We start from the raw sequence: 20,897 nt of genomic DNA on the forward strand, positions 1-20,897 counted from the left end.
CGTCCTGTGGATAACTTCCGGCACGTACGAATGCGGCGTCCCGTCCGGCGCGCCGGAGTCGCCCCGTCCGGTCCCACCCGGGCCCACCTGCCCCGTTCGCCCCTCTCCGCCTCCTCGGACTCTGCCCAGGACCGGCGCGTCACCCGTAACGTGTGGCATGACCACGAACACGTGGCGACGACATGGCACACCCGAAAGCGAGGCAGCACCCGATGCCCCCCTTCGATGTCCCCGAGGGCGACCCCTTCGGCCCGCACAACCTGCCGTACGGCGTGTTCTCCCTGCCCGGTTCGTCCCACCGGGCCGTGGGCGTCCGGCTCGGCGACCACGTACTGGACGCGGGCGCCGCGGCCCACGCGCTCGGCTCGCCCTACGCCTCCCTGCTCGCGCAGCCGACCCTCAACCCGCTGCTGGCCGCCGGCCGCACGGCCTGGTCGGACGTCCGCCGGGCGCTGACCGCCTGGGTGACGGTGCCGTCCCACCGCGAGACCGTCGCGCCGCTGTTCCACCCTCTGTCGTCGGTGACCCTGCACCTGCCGTTCGAGGTCGCGGACTACGTCGACTTCTACGCCTCGGAGAACCACGCCCGCAACGTCGGGCAGATGTTCCGGCCCGACGCCGAGGACTCCCTCACCCCCAACTGGAAGCACCTGCCCATCGGCTACCACGGCCGCTCCGGCACGGTCGTCGTCTCCGGCACGGAGGTCCAACGGCCGTCCGGGCAGCGCAAGGCCCCCACGGACGCCGCTCCCGTCTTCGGCCCGTCCGTCCGCCTGGACATCGAGGCCGAGGTCGGCTTCGTCGTCGGCGTGCCGTCCCGGATGGGCGCGCCGGTGGCCCTCGGCGACTTCCGCGAGCACGTGTTCGGACTGTGCCTCCTCAACGACTGGTCCGCGCGCGACGTCCAGGCCTGGGAGTACGTGCCCCTCGGCCCGTTCCTCGGCAAGTCCTTCGCCACGTCGGTGTCGGCGTGGATCACCCCGCTGGACGCCCTGGAGGAGGCCCTCGTGGCGCCCCCGGCCCGGACGCACGAGCTGCTGCCCTACCTGGACGACAGCGACGAGGAACCCGGCGGCTACGACCTGCGGATCAGCGTCGCCGTCAACGGCCACGTCGTCTCCGAGCCGCCCTTCTCCACGATGTACTGGACGGCCGCCCAGCAACTGGCCCACATGACCGTCAACGGGGCCTCCCTGCGCACCGGCGACCTCTACGGCTCCGGCACGGTCAGCGGCCCGGCGGAACGGGAGCGCGGCTCCCTGCTGGAGCTGACCTGGAACGGCCGCGATCCGCTGGAACTTCCCGACGGCAAGCGCACGTTCCTGGAGGACGGCGACGAGGTGACCCTCACGGCCTGGGCCCCGGGACCCGACGGTGTGCGGGTCGGGCTCGGCGAGGTGACGGGACGGGTGGTCCGGGGCTGAACCCGCGGCATGCGTGGCGGGCTCGGCGAGGTGACGGGGCGGGACGGGTGGTCCGGGGCTGAACCCGCCGCGTACGGGGCGGGCTCAGCGAGGTGAGGTGGCGGGGCGGGTGGTCCGGGCTGAGGCGGATCTGCCGGGAGCCGGTTCCGCTGGGCGTCCCACGGTCGCCCCTCCGTCTCCTCTGTTGCCGTCAGCCCCCTGACGCACACCGCCCGGCCCGTCATACTGGGCGCGGGGCGGTGTGCCCGCACGTTCGCCACGCTCGTCGTGGCCACCGGTGCGCTCGGCTGCCGCTCTCCCCCGCACGACCCGTAGCCGCCCCTCTTGTGACGAGGAACCGGAGCCCGTGGCCATGACCGTCTGCCTGCTCCTGCTGAGCGTCGTCGCCGTGACGGCCGCCGTTCCCGTCCCCCGTGCGCTGACCCGGGCGTCCTGGCCCGAGCGGGAACCGGTGGTCGCGCTGTGGGTCTGGCAGTGCCTGGTCGCCACCGTCCTGCTGGCGTGCGTGACGGCGCTCTCCCTGGGCGCCGCGGCCGTCTTCGGCACGGTCCGCGCGCAGCTCTTCGCCCCTGCACCCCCCGCGGTGACCGCGGCGTACGACCTGTCCGCCGCCCCGCCGTGGGCCGCCACGCTCACCCTGCTGCTGGCCTGCGGCGCCGCCTGGACCACCGCGATGCTCGCGCGGGAACTCGTCGAGGCCCGCCGGCGCCGGGCCCAGGCCCGGGCCCATCTGCGCGAGCGTGCCCCCGACCTGCCGGCCGGGCTGCCCGCGGCCCGGGGCCCGCTGCTGGTCCTGGAGGACGAGTACCCGGACGCCTGGTGGATGCCCGGCCATCCTCCCCAGCTGATCGTCACCACAGGCGCCCTGCACCGTCTGACCGGCCACCAGCTCGACGCCGTCCTCACCCACGAGCGGGGCCACGCCCGCGCCCGCCACGACTGGCTGCTGCACCTGTCCACCGCCCTGGCCACCGGCTTCCCCCGCATCCCGCTGTTCGCCCATTTCTGCCACCAGACCCACCGCCTGGTCGAACTGGCCGCCGACGACACGGCCTCCCGCCGCTGCGGCCACCTGACCACGGCCCTGGCCCTGATCGAGCTCAACCAGCACCGTGGTGTCCTGTCCTGCGCCTCCAGCCACCGCCTGCTGGGCGAGCGGGTCGACCGGCTCCTGGAACCCCCGCCCCGGCTGGGCCGCCGGCACCGCGCCCTGACCACCACCACGGCGGCGCTCGTGCCGCTGCTGCCCCTGCTGATCGCGTTCGCACCGGGCCTGACGGCGCTGTCGTAGCCACACCGGCCGAGAGGCGGCGGGCGGTCGGAGCGGGATCGCCCGAGAGGCGACCGGCTGTCGGTGGCGCACCGGCCCGGCGGTCGGTGGCGCACCGGCCCGGCGGTCGGTGGCGCACCGGCCCGGCGGTCGGTGGCGCACCGGCCCGGCGGTCGGTGGCGCACCGGCCGGGCGGTCGGTGGCGGATCCGGTCAGGGGACGGTCAAACGGCCAGCTCTCTCGTCGGACACGTCACATTCCAAGTGGCGCAACATTCCTGCAACACCACTTTTCCTATCGGATAGGTATGGTCCGAACCATGCCCAGTGACCGCATCCGAGACCACGCCGGACAGGGAGCCGCGACCACCGTCGCCGCCCACCGCGCGCGGCGACGGCTGCGCGCCGACCGGGCACGGCAACTGGCGGACCTGCTCCGGCGTCTGCTGCTCACCGGGGCCTTCCCCGACGGGATCCTCCCTCACGAGTCGACCCTCGCCACCGAGTACGGCGCGAGCCGCAACACGGTCCGCGAGGCCCTCGACCTGCTGCGGGCCGAGGGCCTCGTGGAGCGTCAGCCCGGCGTCGGCACCGTGGTCGTGGCCCACAAGTACCCCCACGGCCTCGACCGCCTGATGGGCCTCGCGGAAACCCTCCGCGAGCACGGCCGGGTCACCAACGAGGTCCGCACCGTGGGCCCCGCCCCGGCACCCGCGCCGGTCGCCGACCGCCTCGGGCTCGCGCCCGGCACCGACGTCCTCTACATCGAACGCCTGCGCAGGCTCGGCGGACTGCCCCTGTCCCTCGACCTCACCTACATCCCCCTGGACATCGGCACCGAACTGCTCGGCGCCGATCTGGAGAACACCGACGTCTTCCGCCTCCTGGAAGCCGTCACCGGACAGCGCCTCGGCCACGCCGAGATCACCCTGGAAGCGGTCAGCGCGGACACCCACTCGGCCGCCGTGCTCGAGGCCCCGCGCGGCGCCGCCGTCCTCATGCTGGAACGCCTCACCCACCTCGCGGACGGCCGCCCGGTCGACCTGGAGTTCATCCGCTTCCGCGGCGACCGCATCACCATGAGCGGCCTGCTGCACCGGAACCGGTAGCCGACCCGCTCGCGCACATCCCTGGAGACAGCCATGCCCTTGGCGCCCCAGCGGGCCGACGTGCCCGTGACCATCGACGAGTCGAAGTGCATCGACGGCTGCACGCTCTGCGTGGACATGTGCCCGCTGGACTCCCTCGCCATCGACGAGCGCAACGGCAAGGCCTACATGCATGTCGACGAGTGCTGGTACTGCGGCCCGTGCGCGGCCCGCTGCCCCACCGGAGCCGTCACGGTCAACATGCCCTATCTGCTCCGGTGAGAGGCCGAAACCGCCATGTCCCGAACCACCCTGAAACGCACAGCCGTCGCGATATCCGCCGTCGTCCTCCTGCTCCCGCTCAGCGCCTGCGGCGGTGACGCGGAGGCGGGCAGCGGCTCCACGGTCACCGTCACCGTGGGCTACCAGTCCAGAACGATCAACACCGTCACGGCGGGTACCCTGCTCCGCTCCCTCGGCTCCTTCGAGAAGCAGCTCAACGCCCTGCACGACGGCGTCCACTACAAGGTCGACTGGCAGGACTACGCCACCGGCGCGCCCATCACCGCACAGATGACCGCCGGGAAGATCGACATCGGCTCGATGGGCGACTTCCCGCTCCTCATCAACGCGGCCCGCGGCAAGCAGCTGAACAGCCCCACCCGCCTGGTCTCGGTCACCGGCTACAACCTGCGCGGCGGCCTCAACACCATCGTCACCGCGCCGGACTCCAAGCTGACCTCCCTGAAGGACCTCAAGGGCAAGAAGGTCTCCACGAGCGTCGGCTCGGCCGCCGACGGCACCCTCGTACGGGCCCTGCAGCGCGCGGGCATCGATCCGGACAGCGGCATCGAGAAGCTCAACCAGCAGCCCTCCGTCGGCGCCTCCGCCCTCGCGGCCGGCAGCACGGACGCCTTGTCCCAGTTCGTCGCCTGGCCGGGCCTGCTCGCCTTCCAGGGCAAGGCGAAGGCGATCTACGACGGCGCCCGGCTGAACCTGCCCACCTTCCACGGCGTCACCGCCCGCGAGGACTTCGCGAAGCAGCGCCCGGCCGTGCTGGAGGCGTTCCTGAAGGCTCAGGCGGAGGCGACCGACTACCTGAACCAGCACCCGGTGGACGCCGCCGAGAAGGTCGCGAAGGCGACGGGCCTGCCCGCCGAGGTCGTCTACCTCTACAACGGCGATCACGGCATCGCCACCTTCGACCCGGCCATCAAGCCCCAGCTCGTCTCCGCGCTGAAGCAGGACGTCTCGATCCTCAAGTCGGCGAAGCTCACCGGAGACGTGGACGTCGACTCCTTCGTCGACGACCAGTACGTGAAGAAGGCCCTCGGAACGACGGCGTACACCAAGCATCTCGCCACGAAGCCCGCACCGGCCGCGAGCGAGGCCTGGCCCAAGGGCGCCTCCAAGACCGTCACCTTCGACTCCCCCTCCAAGCTGCTGCGTTACGTCGCCGGGCACCGCGACGGCCTGCGCGCCGCCTACGTCCCCGACACCACCACCGGCACCCTCTGGTTCGCCGACAAGGCCGTGTGGGTGGCCGACGGCGACAGGCTGCTGCCCTTCGTCGCGCCCGACACCGCGCAGGCGTACATCGCCGGGCACGGCGGAGCGCGGGTCGTCTCCTACGCCGACGCTCTGGAGCGGGCGTCGTGAGGCGGTATGCGCTGCGCGTCCTCTCGCTGGTCGCCGCGCTCGGCCTGTGGCAGGCGCTGACCAGCCTGGACGTCGACCTGTGGCTGCGCTTCTCGCAGTTCCCGACGGTCACCGACGTGGCCCGGGCCTTCGCGGCCCGGGTGTCCGGGCCGGACTACTGGACGGACCTCACCGACAGCCTCACCCGGATCCTCACCGGCTTCCTGCTGGCCGCCGTCCTCGGTGTGGCCACGGGCGTGCTCGTGGCGCGCTCGCGTCTGGCCGAGGACCTGCTCGGTCCGGTGCTGGAGGTGATCCGGCCGATCCCGGCCATCGCCCTGGTGCCCGTCGCGATCCTGCTGTTCCCCTCCAACGAGCAGGGCATCGTCTTCATCACCTGCACCGCCGCCTTCTTCCCGGTCCTGGTCTCCACCCGGCACTCGGTGCGCGCCCTGACGCCCGTGTGGGAGGAGGCCGTGCGCACCATGGGCGGCGGCCGGTGGCGGATCCTCGGCTCGGTCGTGCTGCCGGGCGCGCTGCCCGGCGTGTTCGGCGGTCTGTCCGTCGGCATCGGCGTCTCGTGGATCTGTGTGATCTCCGCCGAGATGATCTCCGGCCAGTACGGCGTCGGTTACCGCACCTGGCAGGACTACACCGTCGTCGACTACCCCGGCGTGTTCGTCGGCATGGTCACCATCGGCGTGCTCGGCTGGCTCACCTCCACCGCCGTGGAACTCCTGGGCCGCCGCCTCACCCGCTGGCTGCCCCGCACCGCGTACGTGCCCGGTGCCCGGCCGCCCCGGCCAAGCCGGTCCGTGAAGCCGGCGCCGGCCGCCCCCGCCGTCGTCCCCGGCGGTGCCCGATCCGAGGAGGCACGCGATGAGCACCTCGTCTGAGACCGTCCCGAACACCCCGCCCGGGGCCGCCCCCGGCACCCCGCCCGCGACCGCCCGGAACGCCTCGCCCCGGACCGCGGCCGACGCCACCCCGGGCACCTCGTCCGAGACCGCCCGGAGCGCCTCGTCCCAGGCCGCCTCCGACGCCACCCCGGGCACCCCGCCCGCGACCGCCCGGAACGCCTCGCCCCGGACCGCGGCCGACGCCACCCCGGGCACCTCGTCCGAAACCGCCCGGAGCGCCTCGTCCCAGGCCGCCTCCGACGCCACCCCGGGCACCTCGTCCGAAACCGCCTCCGGCGCCGCCCCGGTGCGCGGCACCCGCCTCAGCCTCAGCGACGCCTCCCTCGGCCGCCCCGGCGCAACCGCCCTGGAGAAGGTCGACCTGGACATCGCGCCCGGCGAGATCCTCACCGTCGTCGGCCCCTCGGGCTGCGGCAAGTCGACCCTGCTGCGCACCCTGGCCGGCCTGCTGTCGCCGCTCACCGGCGAGATCGCCCAGGACGGGCACCCGCTGACCGGCCCCTCGGCCGACCGGGCCCTGGTCTTCCAGGAGGACGCCCTGCTCCCCTGGCGCACCCTGCGCGCCAACGTCGAACTCCCCCTCGCCATCCGCGGCGTACCCCGCGCCGAGCGCCGGGAGCAGGCCCAGGCCTGGCTGGAGCGGGTCGGACTCGGCTCGCAGGCACGGCAGTTGCCGCACCGGGTCTCCGGCGGGCAGCGCCAGCGCGTCCAGCTGGCCCGCGCCCTGGCCGGACGCCCGCGCGCCGTCCTGATGGACGAGCCGTTCGGCGCGCTCGACGCGCAGACCCGTGCCGGGATGCAGGACCTGCTGGTGGAGGTGCTCCAGGGCACGGGCGCCACCGTCGTCTTCGTCACCCACGACGTGGACGAGGCCCTGTTCCTCGGCGACCGCGTGGCCCTGCTCGGCGCGGGCGGCCTCGTCGCCGTCCGGGACATCCCCCGTCCGCGCGAGCGCGGCGCACACGACGACCCGGCGCGCGTGGCCCTGCGGCGCGACGTCCTCACCTCGCTCGGTACGTGAAAGGCACCCCGGTGACCACCTCCGTGAATCCCCCTGCGGACACCCCCCTGGCCGTCCCGTCCCTCGCCGACGCCGAGGAACTGAGCTGCGACGTCCTCGTCATCGGCGGCGGCACCGCCGGCACCATGGCCGCGCTGACCGCCGCCGAGCACGGCGCGAACGTGCTGCTGCTGGAGAAGGCCCACGTGCGCCACTCCGGCGCGCTCGCCATGGGCATGGACGGCGTGAACAACGCGGTCATCCCGGGCCGGGCCGAACCCGACGACTACGTCGCCGAGATCACCCGCGCCAACGACGGCATCGTCGACCAGTCCACCGTCCGCCAGACAGCCACCCGCGGCTTCGACATGGTGCAGCGGCTGGAGTCCTACGGCGTGAAGTTCGAGAAGGACGAGCACGGCGACTACTCCGTCCGCCAGGTGCACCGCTCCGGCTCCTACGTACTGCCGATGCCGGAGGGCAAGGACGTCAAGAAGGTCCTGTACCGGCAGCTGCGGCGGCGCGAGATGCGGGAGAGGATCCGCATCGAGAACCGGGTCATGCCGGTGCGCGTCCTCACCGCCGGCGGGCAGGCCGTGGGCGCGGCCGGCTTCAACACCCGCACCGGGCAGTTCGTCCAGGTCCGCGCGGGCGCGGTGATCCTCGCGACCGGCGCCTGCGGCCGCCTCGGCCTGCCGGCCTCCGGCTACCTCTACGGCACCTACGAGAACCCCACCAACGCGGGCGACGGCTACGCCATGGCCTACCACGCGGGCGCCGAACTCACCGGCATCGAGTGCTTCCAGATAAACCCGCTGATCAAGGACTACAACGGCCCGGCCTGCGCCTACGTCGCCAACCCCTTCGGCGGCTACCAGGTCAACCGGCACGGCGAACGCTTCGTCGACTCCGACTACTGGTCGGGCCAGATGATGGCCGAGTTCGCCGCCGAGGTGGCGTCCGACCGGGGCCCCGTCTACCTGAAGCTGAGCCACCTCCCCGAGGAGTCGGTCTCGGCCCTGGAGACGATCCTGCACTCCACCGAGCGCCCCACCCGAGGCACCTTCCACTCCGGGCGCGGCCACGACTACCGCACCCACGACATCGAGATGCACATCTCCGAGATCGGCCTGTGCGGCGGCCACTCCGCCTCCGGCGTCCGGGTGGACGACCACGCCCGCACGACCGTCCCGCGGCTGTACGCGGCCGGTGACCTGGCCTGCGTCCCGCACAACTACATGATCGGCGCGTTCGTCTTCGGTGACCTGGCGGGCGCGGACGCCTCGCAGTACCAGGCCTACACGGGCGAACTGCCCGCGGAGCAGCTCCGGGAGGCGCACGAACTGATCTACCGCCCGCTGCGCAACCCCGAGGGCCCGCCGCAGCCCCAGGTCGAGTACAAGCTGCGCCGCTTCGTGAACGACTACGTGGCCCCGCCCAAGTCCGGTGCCCGGCTGTCGCTGGCCCTGGAGGCGTTCCAGCGGATGCACACCGACATCGCCGAGATGGGCGCCCGCACCGCGCACGAGCTGATGCGCTGTGCCGAGGTCACCTTCATCCGCGACTGCGCGGAGATGGCCGCCCGCTCCTCCCTGGCCCGCACGGAGTCCCGCTGGGGCCTCTACCACGAGCGCCTGGACCACCCCCGGCGTGACGACACGTCCTGGTTCCACCACCTCGATCTGCACAAGTCCCCCTCCGGTGCCATGGAGTTCACGGCACGTCCCGTGGCTCCCTATCTCGTTCCCGTCGACGGTTTCGACCCCGTCGGCGGTCCGTCCCGTGTCCTCGGCGAGGTGCACGCCGAGGACGTGGCCATGGCGGGCTCGCGGGACGTGGCGCCGGTCGCGGCCCTGGTGGGCACGGCGGGTCCGGAGCCCACTCCGGCGCCGGAGGCCTCGGCCGCCGCCCCATCCGGTGAGGAGTCCTCCGCCCGCCTGCTCGAACTCGTCGCCCTCGCCGAGGAGGAGCCCGAACTCGACGCCCTCCAGCCGTACTTGGCGGACCCGGCGCCCGCCGTCCGTCGTGAGGCCGTCGCCGTGCTCACCGAGACGCTGCCGCCCGGGACGGGCACCGCGCTCGCCGCCGCCCTGCGCGACACCGCCGCCGAGGTGCGTGCCGCCGCGGCCGCGTCACTGCGTGAGCTCGTCGAGACGCTCCCGGCCGAGCCCGATCTGCGTGACGGCCTCGCCGCCGCCCTGGCCGAGCCGGATCCGGTGGTCCGCGCGGCTGCTCTGGACGTCCTGCGCGCCCTGCGCCTCGGTGACGCAGCCCTGTTCGCTGACTCCCTCACCGACTCCGACATCGCCGTCCGCATCGAGGCCGTACGGGCCCTGGTGTCGGTCGACGCGGCCGGCGAACTGGCCGGTGCGGCGGGCACCGACCCCTCCCGCGAGGTACGGGTCGCGATCGCCAAGGGCCTGGCCACGGTGAGTGCCGAGCGGCCGGCGGGCGGTGTCCCGGACGGCACCGGTGCCCCCGATGGCGCGATCGAAGCTGCCCTCACCGGCCTCCTCGACGACCCCGACGCCCTGGTGCGGGCAGCTGCCTATGGAGCACTGGGCACCACCGGCTGCCCGGCGCCGCTCGCTTCACGCGCCGTGGCCGCCCTGGCCGAGCCGGCCTGGCAGGTGCGGGCCGGAGCCGCGACGGCCCTGTCCGTCGCGGACGCCGACGTGGCGGTCCCGGCCCTCGCCAAGGCCCTGGCCGACCCCAACGCCGACGTCCGCAAGGCCGCCGTGCTCGCGCTGACCCGGCACCGCACGGCCGAGGAGGCCCGGGCCGCCCTCGCCACGGCGACGACGGACTCCGACGCGGATGTCAGGGCCTACGCGGGCCGGGCCTTGTGACCGGCCCGGCGGCTCGCCGCTGCCGATGACGTGGCCGGAGCCCGGCCCTATATCCAGTCCTCGGGCTCCGGTTCCTCGTCCATCTCCGGCCAGTGGTCCGGCGCTCCCGCGTCGTGGCCGGGGGCGTGGGCCGGGGCCGGGGAAGGGGCCGAGGAAGAGGCCGTGGACGAGTCGCCCGAGGGGGCGGAGCCCGACGGCCCGCCCAGCGACGCGAGAACCTCCAGCACCCCCTCCCCGTACGTGGTGAGCTTCTTCTCGCCGACCCCGCTGATCCCGCCGAGCTCCCCCACCGACGTCGGCCACACCGTGGCGATCTCCCGCAATGTGGCGTCGTGGAAGATCACGTAGGCCGGGACGCCCTGTTCACGGGCCTGTTCGGCACGCCAGGCACGAAGCGCCTCGAAGGCCGGCAGCAGTTCCTCGGGCAGCTCGGCGGCGACCGCCTTGCCCTTGCGCTCGCCCCGCCCGGAGCCGGCGGACGAGGACCCCGACCGGGAGGTCACCGGCTTCTTCGGCTCCTTGCGCATCGGCACGTCCCGCTCCCGCCGCAGCACCGCCCCGCTGGCCTCGGTCAGCACCAGCGTGCCGTACTCGCCCTCCACCGCGAGCAGCCCCTGGGCGAGCAACTGCCGTATGACGCCCCGCCATTCCGACTCGGACAACTCCTCGCCGATGCCGAACACGGACAGCTGGTCGTGGTCGAACTGGATGACCTTGCCGGTCCGCTTCCCCAGCAGGATGTCGACGATCTGCACCGCGCCGAACTTCTGTCCGCGCTCCCGCTGCAGCCGGACGACGGTCGACAGCGCCTTCTGCGCCGCGACGGTGCCGTCCCAGGTCTCCGGCGGGGTCAGGCAGGTGTCGCAGTTGCCGCAGCCGGACGGGTCGGGGTCCTGGCCGAAGTAGGCGAGGAGCTGGCCCCGGCGGCACTGGGCCGTCTCGCACAGCGCCAGCATCGAGTCGAGGTGGGCCTGGGCCCGGCGCCGGAAGGCCTCGTCCCCCTCACCGGACTGGATCAGCTTGCGCTGCTGGATGACGTCGTTCAGTCCGTAGGCCATCCAGGCCGTCGAGGGCAGCCCGTCGCGGCCGGCCCGGCCCGTCTCCTGGTAGTAGCCCTCGACCGACTTGGGGAGGTCGAGGTGGGCGACGAAGCGGACGTCCGGCTTGTCGATGCCCATGCCGAAGGCGATGGTCGCCACCACGACCAGGCCGTCCTCCCGCAGGAAGCGGGACTGGTGGGCCGCGCGCGTGCCCGCGTCCAGGCCCGCGTGGTACGGCACCGCCTCGATGCCGTTGCGGCTGAGGAACTCGGCGGTCTTCTCCACCGAGTTGCGCGAAAGGCAGTAGATGATGCCCGCGTCGCCCGCATGCTCCTCGCGCAGGAAGCTCAGCAGCTGCTTCTTCGGGTCGGCCTTGGGCACGATCCGGTACTGGATGTTGGGCCGGTCGAAGCTCGCCACGAAGTGGCGGGCCGCCGGCATGTTCAGGCGCTGGGTGATCTCCTGGTGCGTCGCGTGCGTGGCCGTCGCCGTCAGGGCGATCCGCGGCACGTCCGGCCATCGCTCGCCGAGCAGGGACAGTGCCAGGTAGTCGGGCCGGAAGTCGTGGCCCCACTGGGAGACGCAGTGCGCCTCGTCGATCGCGAAGAGGGAGATCTTGCCGCGGGAGAGCAGGTCGAGCGTGCTCCCCACCCGCAGCCGCTCCGGCGCGAGGTACAGCAGGTCCAGCTCGCCGGCGAGGAACTCGGCCTCGACCATCCGCCGCTCGTCGAAGTCCTGCGTGGAGTTCATGAACCCGGCCCGCACGCCGAGCGCCCGCAGCGCGTCCACCTGGTCCTGCATCAGGGCGATGAGCGGGGAGACGACCACGCCCGTGCCCGGCCTGACCAGGGACGGGATCTGGTAGCACAGCGACTTTCCGCCGCCGGTGGGCATGAGCACGACGGCGTCACCGCCCGCCACCACATGCTCGATGACCGCTTCCTGCTCGCCCCGGAAGGCCTCGTACCCGAAGACCCGGTGCAGCGCGGCCAGCGCCTCGCTCGCGTCGGCGCCGAGGGGCCCGGCGGGACCACTGCCCGCGCCGATCCCGGCCCCGGTCGCCCCGGCTCCGGTCTCCGCGTCCAGTTCCGTCATCACACCCGTCCCGCCCGTAGCGCCCATCGTCGTGCCCCCCGTGCGTCGCGCCTCGACCACTGCGTCCACCATAGGCGCCCGCACCGACAGCCCCGGAGTTATCCACAGGTCCCGCCCGGTGCAGGTGGTGCACGGACATACGTTCGCCACGGCTCGGCGCGGCGGCCGCCTGCCCGGAGAACGCCGCGGGGCCCGGCTCCCGAAGGAGACCGGACCCCGTACAGCCCTGCGCGGACGTCAGCGCACGAACACGCCCGCCTGTCCCGCCAGGTCCAGGAAGTACTGCGGCGCCACGCCGAGCACCACCGTGACCGCCACGCCCACCCCGATCGCCGTCATCGTCAGGGGCGACGGCACGGCCACGGTCGGACCCTCCGGCCGCGGCTCGCTGAAGAACATCAGCACGATGACGCGGATGTAGAAGAACGCCGCGATCGCCGACGAGATCACACCGATCACGACGAGCGGGGCCGCCCCGCCCTCCGCCGCCGCCTTGAACACGGCGAACTTCCCGGCGAAGCCGGACGTCAGCGGAATGCCCGCGAAGGCCAGCAGGAACACCGCGAACACGGCCGCCACCAGCGGGGACCTGCGCCCGAGCCCCGCCCACTTGGACAGGTGTGTCGCCTCGCCCCCGGCGTCGCGGACGAGCGTGACCACCGCGAAGGCGCCGATCGTCACGAACGAGTACGCGGCCAGGTAGAACAGCACCGACGAGACGCCGTCGGGCGTGGTCGCGATGACACCCGCCAGGATGAACCCGGCGTGCGCGATCGACGAGTACGCCAGCAGCCGCTTGATGTCGGTCTGGGTGATGGCGACGATCGCGCCGCCCAGCATGGTGACGATGGCCACGGCCCACATGACCGGCCGCCAGTCCCAGCGCAGCCCCGGCAGGACCACGTACAGCAGTCGCAGCAGCGCACCGAACGCCGCCACCTTCGTCGCCGCCGCCATGAAACCGGTCACCGGCGTCGGAGCGCCCTGGTACACGTCCGGTGTCCACATGTGGAACGGCACCGCGCCCACCTTGAACAGCAGGCCCATGACCAGCAGCGCGGCGCCGATCAGCAGCAGCGCGTCGTTGCCCATGGTGCCGGCGAGCGCCGGGTTGACGTCCTGCACGGTGCCGTCGACGACCTGCGCGATCGTGGCGTAGGACATCGAGCCCGCGTAGCCGTACAGCATGGCGATGCCGAACAGGGTGAACGCGGAGGCGAAGGCGCCGAGCAGGAAGTACTTCACCGCCGCCTCCTGCGACATGAGCCGCTTGCGGCGGGCCAGCGCGCACAGCAGGTACAGCGGCAGGGAGAGGACCTCCAGCGCCACGAACAGCGTCACCAGGTCGTTGGCCGCCGGGAAGACCAGCATGCCGGCGACGGCGAACAGCAGCAGCGGGAACACCTCGGTGGTGGTGAAACCGGCCTTGACCGCGGCCTTCTCGCTCTCGCTGCCCGGCACGGAGGCGGCCTGCGCGGCGAAGGAGTCGACGCGGTTGCCGTGCGCCTCCGGGTCGAGACGCCGCTCGGCGAAGGTGAACAGGCCCACGAGGGCCGCCAGCAGGATCGTGCCCTGGAGGAACAGGGCCGGTCCGTCGACGGCGATCGCGCCCATCGCCGCGATGCGCGCCTTGGTCGTGCCGTACCCGTCGGCCGCGAGCGCCACGACCGCGGCGAAGGCGGCGGCGAGCGCGACGACGGACACGAACATCTGGGCGTAGTAGCGAGACTTTCGCGGGACGAACGCCTCGATCAGGATCCCGACGATCGCCGCGCCGACGACGATCAGGGTCGGCGCCAGCTGTCCGTACTCGAACTTCGGTGCGTCGATCTTGGTGATCGGATCGGCCGCGGTTGTCCACAGGCTGTGGACGGCTGTTGCGCTCACTTGGCCGCCTCCACCTCGGGCTGGGGGTCCTTCTTCTGAACGTCGGACATGGTCTGCTTGACCGCCGGATCGATGATCTGCGTGAGGGGCTTGGGGTAGACGCCCAGGAAGATCAGCAGGACGACCAGCGGGGCGACGACCACGAGCTCACGGACCCGCAGGTCCGGCATCGCCGAGACCGCCGGTTTCACCGGGCCCGTCATCGTCCGCTGGTAGAGGACGAGGGTGTAGAGCGCGGCGAGGACGATGCCGAAGGTGGCGATGATGCCGATCACCGGGTACCGCGTGAACGTGCCGACCAGGACCAGGAACTCACTGACGAACGGCGCCAGCCCCGGCAGTGACAGCGTCGCGAGGCTGCCGATCAGGAACGTGCCGGCGAGCACCGGGGCGACCTTCTGCACTCCGCCGTAGTCGGCGATGAGCCGCGAGCCGCGCCGGGAGATCAGGAAGCCCGCCACCAGCATCAGCGCGGCCGTCGAGATGCCGTGGTTGATCATGTACAGCGTCGCCCCGGACTGACCCTGGCTGGTCATCGCGAAGATGCCCATGATGATGAAGCCGAAGTGGGAGATCGACGCGTACGCCACCAGCCGCTTGATGTCCCGTTGGCCGACCGCCAGCAGCGCCCCGTAGATGATGCTGATCAGGGCGAGGACGAGGATGGCGGGTGTCGCCCACTTGCTGGCCTCCGGGAACAGCTGGAGGCAGAAGCGGAGCATCGCGAAGGTGCCGACCTTGTCGACGACCGCCGTGATGAGCACGGCGACCGGGGCGGTGGACTCCTGCATGGCGTTGGGCAGCCAGGTGTGCAGCGGCCACAGCGGCGCCTTCACCGCGAAGGCGAAGAAGAACCCGAGGAACAGCCAGCGTTCGGTGCTGGTCGCCATGTCGAGCGTGCCGTTGGCGCGGGCCTCGGCGATCTCCTGGAGCGAGAAGTTCCCGGCGACCACGTACAGCCCGATCACCGCGGCCAGCATGATCAGACCGCCGACCAGGTTGTAGAGGAGGAACTTCACGGCCGCGTACGACCGTTGCGTCGCCGCCGCCTTCTCGCCGTGCTCGTGGGCACGGTCCCCGAAGCCGCCGATGAGGAAGTACATCGGGATCAGCATGGCTTCGAAGAAGATGTAGAAGAGGAAGACGTCGGTGGCCTCGAAGGAGAGGATCACCATCGCCTCGACGCCGAGGATCAGGGCGAAGAAGCCCTGTGTCGGCCGCCACCGGCTGCTGCCGGTCTCCAGGGGGTCGGCGTCGTGCCAGCCCGCCAGGATGATGAACGGGATCAGCAGGGCGGTCAGCGCGATGAGCGCCACGCCGATGCCGTCCACGCCCAGTTCGTAGCGGACGCCGAAGTCGGCGATCCAGGCGTGGGACTCGGTGAGCTGGTAGCGGTCGCCGTCCGGGTCGAAGCGGACCAGGACGGTGATCGCCAGGACGAGCGTGGCGAGCGAGAAGAGCAGCGCCAGCCACTTGGCGGCGGTGCGCTTCGCGGCCGGTACGGCGGCCGTGGCGATCGCCCCGACGGCCGGGAGCGCCGCTGTCGCTGTCAGCAGAGGAAAGGACATCGGTATCAGACCGCCCTCATCAGCAGGGTCGCGGCGACGATGACCGCCGCACCCCCGAACATCGAGACCGCGTAGGAGCGGGCGAAGCCGTTCTGCAGCTTGCGCATCCGCCCGGAGAGGCCGCCGACCGAGGCCGCCGTGCCGTTGACGACGCCGTCGACCAGGGTGTGGTCGACGTAGACCAGGGACCGCGTGAGGTGCTCGCCGCCGCGGACCAGGACGACGTGGTTGAAGTCGTCCTGGAGCAGGTCACGCCGGGCCGCCCGGGTGAGCAGCGAGCCGCGCGGGGCGACGGCCGGGACCGGGCGGCGGCCGTACTGGGCCCAGGCGACGGCGACGCCGATGATCATGCAGGCGACGGTCGCGCCGGTGACCACACCCGCGCTGATCGGCGGGTTGCCGTGACTGTGCCCGGTGACGGGCTCCAGCCAGTGCATGAAGCGGTCCCCGATGCTGAAGAACGCGCCTCCGGCCACCGACCCGACGGCCAGCACGATCATCGGGATCGTCATGATCCTGGGCGACTCGTGCGGGTGCGGTTCGTTGCCCTGCTCGTCGGGCTGCCAGCGCTCCTCGCCGAAGAACGTCATCAGCATCACGCGCGTCATGTAGAACGCGGTGATGGCCGCGCCGAGCAGGGCGCAGGCGCCGAGGATCCAGCCCTCGGTGCCGCCCTTGGCGAACGCCGCCTCGATGATCTTGTCCTTGGAGAAGAAGCCGGACAGGCCCGGGAAGCCGATGATGGCCAGGTAGCCGAGGCCGAAGGTGACGAAGGTGACGGGCATGTACTTCCGGAGCCCGCCGTAGCGGCGCATGTCGACCTCGTCGTTCATGCCGTGCATGACCGAACCGGCGCCGAGGAACAGCCCGGCCTTGAAGAAGCCGTGCGTCACCAGGTGCATGATCGCGAAGACGTAGCCGATGGGGCCGAGGCCGGCGGCGAGGATCATGTAGCCGATCTGCGACATGGTCGAGCCGGCCAGGGCCTTCTTGATGTCGTCCTTCGCACAACCGACGATCGCACCGAACAGCAGCGTGACCGCCCCGACGATGGTGACGACCAGTTGCGCGTCCGGGGCGCCGTTGAAGACGGCCGCGGAGCGGACGATCAGGTAGACGCCCGCCGTCACCATGGTCGCGGCGTGGATGAGGGCCGAGACCGGGGTCGGGCCCTCCATCGCGTCCCCGAGCCAGGACTGCAGCGGCACCTGGGCGGACTTGCCGCAGGCGGCGAGGAGCAGCATCAGCGCGATCGCGGTGAGCTTGTCCTCACCGGCGGCTCCGGCGAGCCCGGCCTCCCCGTGGCTGCCGAGCACCGGCCCGAAGGCGAAGGTGCCGAACCACAGGAACATCAGCATGATCGCGATGGACAGGCCCATGTCGCCGACCCGGTTGACCAGGAACGCCTTCTTCGCGGCCGTGGCGGCGCTGGGCTTGTGCTGCCAGAAGCCGATCAGCAGGTAGGAGGCGAGACCGACGCCCTCCCAGCCGACGTACAGCAGCAGGTAGTTGTCGGCGAGGACGAGGATCAGCATCGCCGCGAGGAACAGGTTCAGGTAGCCGAAGAAGCGGCGGCGCCGCTCGTCGTGCTCCATGTACCCGACGGAGTACAGGTGGATCAGCGATCCGACGCCCGTGATCAGCAGCACGAACGTCATGGACAGCTGGTCGAGCTGGAAGGCGACGTCCGCCTGGAAGCCCTCGACCGGGATCCAGCTGAACAGGTGCTGGCTCAGGACGCGGTTCTCGGCGTCCCGGCCCAGCATGTCGGTGAACAGCACCAGGCCGAGCACGAAGGAGACGGCCGCGAACAGGGTGCCGAGCCAGTGGCCGACGGCGTCCAGCCGCCGACCGCCGCACAGCAGGACCGCCGCTCCGAGCAGGGGCGCCGCCACCAGCAGCGCAATGAGGTTCTCCACGATTCTTCCGACCCCTTACAGCTTCATCAGGCTGGCGTCGTCGACCGAGGCCGAGTGGCGGGCACGGAACAGGGACACGATGATCGCGAGCCCGACCACGACCTCGGCGGCGGCGACGACCATCGTGAAGAAGGCGATGATCTGGCCGTCGAGGTTGCCGTGCATACGGGAGAAGGCGACGAACGCGAGGTTGCAGGCATTGAGCATGAGCTCGATGCACATGAACACGACGATCGCGTTGCGCCTGATCAGCACACCGGTGGCGCCGATCGTGAACAACAGGGCCGCCAGGTAGAGGTAGTTGACGGGGTTCACTTCGACGCCTCCTCGGACCGCTGGAACTTCGCCGGCCCGACCGCCCTGCGCTCCAGACGCTCCTCGGACCGCTGTTCCAGGGCCTTGAGGTCGTTGAGCGCCTCCTGCGACACGTCACGGATCTGGCCGCGCTCGCGCAGGGTCTTGCTGACGGTGAGGTCGGACGGTGTGCCGTCGGGCAGCAGGCCCGCGATGTCGACCGCGTTGTGCCGGGCGTAGACACCCGGGGCCGGCAGGGGCGGCAGCTGGTTGCCCGACCGGACGCGCTCCACGGCGAGCTCCCGCTGCGTCTTGGCGCGCTCGGTGCGCTCGCGGTGGGTGAGCACCATGGCGCCGACGGCGGCCGTGATGAGCAGCGCGCCGGTGATCTCGAACGCGAAGACGTACTTGGTGAACAGGAGGGCGGCGAGGCCCTCCACGTTGCCCCCGGCGTTCGCCTGGCCGATGCCGTTGAACTCCGTCAGGGACGCGTTGCCGATCCCGCCGAGCAGCAGGACACCGAAGCCGAGTCCGCACAGCAGGGCCAGCCAGCGCTGGCCCTTGATGGTCTCCTTCAGGGAGTCCGCCGCGGTGACGCCGACGAGCATCACCACGAACAGGAACAGCATCATGATCGCGCCGGTGTAGACGATGATCTGGACGACGCCCAGGAAGTAGGCGCCGTTGGCGAGGTAGAACACCGCGAGGATGATCATGGTGCCGGCGAGGCAGAGCGCGCTGTGCACGGCCCTCTTCATGAGGATGGTGCACAGGGCGCCGATCACCGCGACGGTGCCGAGGATCCAGAACTGGACGGCCTCTCCGGTGGAGGTGGAGTAGGCGGCGAGCTGGGTGGTCATCGGCCGATCACTCCCTCCGAGGCGGGTTCCGTCCCGCCGAAGGTCGAGTCGGCTTCCTGCACGACCTCGCCCTTGGAGTGGGCGACCTGCTGCTCGGTGCCGGGCGCGGCCTCCGTGACCAGGCCCCGGTAGTAGTCCTGCTCGTCCGTGCCGGGGTAGATGGCGTGGGGCGAGTCGACCATGCCGTCCTCGAGACCGGCGAGCAGCTGCTCCTTGGTGTAGATGAGGTTGGCCCGGCTGGAGTCGGCCAGCTCGAACTCGTTGGTCATCGTGAGCGCCCGGGTGGGGCAGGCCTCGATGCACAGGCCGCACAGGATGCAGCGGGCGTAGTTGATCTGGTAGACGCGGCCGTACCGCTCGCCCGGCGAGTAGCGCTCCTCGTCGGTGTTGTCCGCGCCCTCCACGTAGATCGCGTCGGCGGGGCAGGCCCAGGCGCACAGTTCACACCCGACGCACTTCTCCAGGCCGTCCGGATGGCGGTTGAGCTGGTGCCGTCCGTGGAAGCGCGGAGCCGTGGTCTTCTGCTGCTCCGGGTACTGCTCGGTCAGCCGCTTCTTGAACATGGCCTTGAAGGTCACGCCGAAGCCGGCCACGGGGTTCTGGAAGCCGGGCTTGGTGTCCTTCGGTTCCTCAGCCTTCGAACGCTCGAGTTCCTCAGCCATCGGACGCCTCCTTTCCATCCGTAGTTCCGCCCAGAGATTCGTCACTCTGAGTATCGGTCCCACCACTGACAATCAGCTCCCGCTCACGGCGCGAGCGGCGCGGGACCGGCGGAAGTTCCTGTCCGGGCAGGGGCGGTACGGGGAATCCGCCCGCCATCGGGTCGAAGGCGGCCGGGGTCTCGGCCGGCTGTTCGGCCTTCTTGGCCTTCTCGCGGAACATGTCGGCGACGAAGGAGAGCAGCAGCAGGGCGAGCACGGCGCCGCCCACGTACAGGGCGATGTCGGCGAAGTCGTAGCCCTCGTTGCGGAAGGCCCGCACGCTCGCGACGAGCATCAGCCAGACCAGGGAGACCGGGATGAGGACCTTCCAGCCGAGCTTCATCAGCTGGTCGTAGCGGACGCGCGGAAGGGTGCCGCGGATCCAGATGAACATGAACAGCAGCAGCTGGACCTTGACCGTGAACCACAGGAGCGGCCACCAGCCGTGGTTGGCGCCCTCCCAGAAGGTGCTGATGGGCCAGGGAGCCCGCCAGCCGCCGAGGAACAGGGTGGTGGCGACGGCCGAGACGGTCACCATGTTGACGTACTCGGCGAGCATGAACATCGCGAACTTGATCGACGAGTACTCGGTGTTGAAGCCGCCGACCAGGTCACCCTCGGACTCCGGCATGTCGAAGGGGGCGCGGTTGGTCTCGCCGACCATCGTGACGATGTAGATGACGAAGGAGACCGGCAGCAGCACGATGTACCAGCGGTCGGCCTGCTGCTCGACGATCGTCGAGGTCGACATCGATCCCGAGTACAGGAACACCGAGGCGAAGGCGGCACCCATCGCGATCTCGTAGGAGATCATCTGCGCGCACGAGCGCAGGCCGCCCAGCAGCGGGTACGTCGAGCCGGAGCTCCAGCCCGCCAGGACGATGCCGTAGATGCCGACCGAGGCGACCGCGAGGATGTAGAGCATCGCGATCGGCAGGTCGGTGAGCTGCATCGTGGTGCGCTGGCCGAAGATCGAGATCTCGTTGCCGGCCGGGCCGAAGGGAATCACCGCGATCGCCATGAAGGCCGGGATCGCCGCGATGACGGGCGCGAGGACGTAGACCGCCTTGTCCGCGCGCTTGACGATCACGTCCTCCTTCAGCATCAGCTTGATGCCGTCGGCGAGCGACTGGAGCATGCCCCAGGGGCCGTGCCGGTTGGGGCCGATGCGCAACTGCATCCACGCGACGACCTTGCGCTCCATGACGATGGAGACCAGCACGGTCACCATCAGGAAGGCGAAGCAGAACACCGCCTTGATGACGACCAGCCACCAGGGGTCGGTGCCGAACATCGAGAGGTCTTCAGCGGCGAGGAAAGGGCTCATGCCGCCGCCTCCTTGGGG

At 71.4% G+C, this 20,897-nt stretch carries 16 protein-coding genes; 8 read left to right on the forward strand and 8 right to left on the reverse strand.

The window, feature by feature from the left end:
• The first annotated feature begins 212 nt into the window (after positions 1 to 212).
• From fahA to ACFCXS_RS03045, 8 genes are all read left to right on the forward strand, one after another.
• A complete protein-coding gene (gene fahA, locus ACFCXS_RS03010; RefSeq protein ID WP_376641267.1) occupies positions 213 to 1,424 on the forward strand; it encodes a fumarylacetoacetase in 1,212 nt (403 codons plus the stop codon).
• A gap of 352 nt (positions 1,425 to 1,776) precedes the next feature.
• Positions 1,777 to 2,715, forward strand: coding sequence for a M56 family metallopeptidase (locus ACFCXS_RS03015; RefSeq protein ID WP_376641512.1), 939 nt, complete (start codon positions 1,777 to 1,779; stop codon positions 2,713 to 2,715).
• Positions 2,716 to 3,013: 298 nt separating this feature from the next.
• Positions 3,014 to 3,802 (forward strand): GntR family transcriptional regulator, encoded by a 789-nt coding sequence (locus ACFCXS_RS03020; RefSeq protein WP_376641269.1) that lies wholly within the window; start codon positions 3,014 to 3,016, stop codon positions 3,800 to 3,802.
• A gap of 33 nt (positions 3,803 to 3,835) precedes the next feature.
• Entirely contained in the window at positions 3,836 to 4,063 is a 228-nt protein-coding gene (locus ACFCXS_RS03025) for a ferredoxin family protein (protein ID WP_003992261.1), read from the forward strand.
• Between the two features lie 15 nt (positions 4,064 to 4,078).
• The gene (locus ACFCXS_RS03030) at positions 4,079 to 5,440 is read left to right on the forward strand and encodes an ABC transporter substrate-binding protein (protein WP_376641271.1); all 1,362 of its coding nucleotides are present in this window, start codon (positions 4,079 to 4,081) and stop codon (positions 5,438 to 5,440) included.
• On the forward strand, positions 5,437 to 6,315 hold the full coding sequence (locus tag ACFCXS_RS03035) for an ABC transporter permease (RefSeq protein ID WP_376641273.1): 879 nt from the start codon (positions 5,437 to 5,439) through the stop codon (positions 6,313 to 6,315). The genes ACFCXS_RS03030 and ACFCXS_RS03035 overlap by 4 nt, the downstream gene beginning before the upstream one ends.
• Before the next feature lie 310 nt (positions 6,316 to 6,625).
• Positions 6,626 to 7,360 (forward strand): ABC transporter ATP-binding protein, encoded by a 735-nt coding sequence (locus ACFCXS_RS03040; protein WP_376641513.1) that lies wholly within the window; start codon positions 6,626 to 6,628, stop codon positions 7,358 to 7,360.
• Positions 7,361 to 7,371: 11 nt separating this feature from the next.
• A complete protein-coding gene (locus ACFCXS_RS03045; protein ID WP_376641275.1) occupies positions 7,372 to 10,188 on the forward strand; it encodes a fumarate reductase/succinate dehydrogenase flavoprotein subunit in 2,817 nt (938 codons plus the stop codon).
• A 47-nt stretch (positions 10,189 to 10,235) separates the two neighbouring features.
• Here ACFCXS_RS03045 and recQ read toward each other — a convergent pair whose 3' ends face one another.
• The 8 genes from recQ to nuoH form a co-directional block, all read right to left on the reverse strand.
• Positions 10,236 to 12,323: a DNA helicase RecQ gene (gene recQ / locus ACFCXS_RS03050; protein WP_376641277.1), complete on the reverse strand. Its 2,088-nt coding sequence runs from the start codon at positions 12,321 to 12,323 to the stop codon at positions 10,236 to 10,238.
• 237 nt (positions 12,324 to 12,560) lie between these two features.
• Positions 12,561 to 14,210: an NADH-quinone oxidoreductase subunit NuoN gene (nuoN, locus tag ACFCXS_RS03055; RefSeq protein WP_376641279.1), complete on the reverse strand. Its 1,650-nt coding sequence runs from the start codon at positions 14,208 to 14,210 to the stop codon at positions 12,561 to 12,563.
• Positions 14,207 to 15,778, reverse strand: coding sequence for an NADH-quinone oxidoreductase subunit M (locus tag ACFCXS_RS03060; protein WP_376641282.1), 1,572 nt, complete (start codon positions 15,776 to 15,778; stop codon positions 14,207 to 14,209). Before ACFCXS_RS03060 ends, nuoN begins: the two co-directional genes overlap by 4 nt.
• 5 nt (positions 15,779 to 15,783) lie before the next feature.
• On the reverse strand, positions 15,784 to 17,697 hold the full coding sequence (gene nuoL / locus ACFCXS_RS03065; RefSeq protein ID WP_376641284.1) for an NADH-quinone oxidoreductase subunit L: 1,914 nt from the start codon (positions 17,695 to 17,697) through the stop codon (positions 15,784 to 15,786).
• Between the two features lie 15 nt (positions 17,698 to 17,712).
• Entirely contained in the window at positions 17,713 to 18,012 is a 300-nt protein-coding gene (gene nuoK, locus ACFCXS_RS03070) for an NADH-quinone oxidoreductase subunit NuoK (protein WP_003992252.1), read from the reverse strand.
• The gene (locus ACFCXS_RS03075) at positions 18,009 to 18,851 is read right to left on the reverse strand and encodes an NADH-quinone oxidoreductase subunit J (RefSeq protein ID WP_376641286.1); all 843 of its coding nucleotides are present in this window, start codon (positions 18,849 to 18,851) and stop codon (positions 18,009 to 18,011) included. Before ACFCXS_RS03075 ends, nuoK begins: the two co-directional genes overlap by 4 nt.
• A complete protein-coding gene (gene nuoI, locus ACFCXS_RS03080; RefSeq protein WP_376641288.1) occupies positions 18,848 to 19,513 on the reverse strand; it encodes an NADH-quinone oxidoreductase subunit NuoI in 666 nt (221 codons plus the stop codon). Before nuoI ends, ACFCXS_RS03075 begins: the two co-directional genes overlap by 4 nt.
• Positions 19,506 to 20,879: an NADH-quinone oxidoreductase subunit NuoH gene (gene nuoH / locus ACFCXS_RS03085; RefSeq protein ID WP_376641514.1), complete on the reverse strand. Its 1,374-nt coding sequence runs from the start codon at positions 20,877 to 20,879 to the stop codon at positions 19,506 to 19,508. Before nuoH ends, nuoI begins: the two co-directional genes overlap by 8 nt.
• Positions 20,880 to 20,897: the final 18 nt, after the last annotated feature.

Source organism: Streptomyces sp. NPDC056373, from assembly GCF_042262425.1.
In the GTDB taxonomy this organism is placed as follows: Bacteria; Actinomycetota; Actinomycetes; order Streptomycetales; family Streptomycetaceae; genus Streptomyces.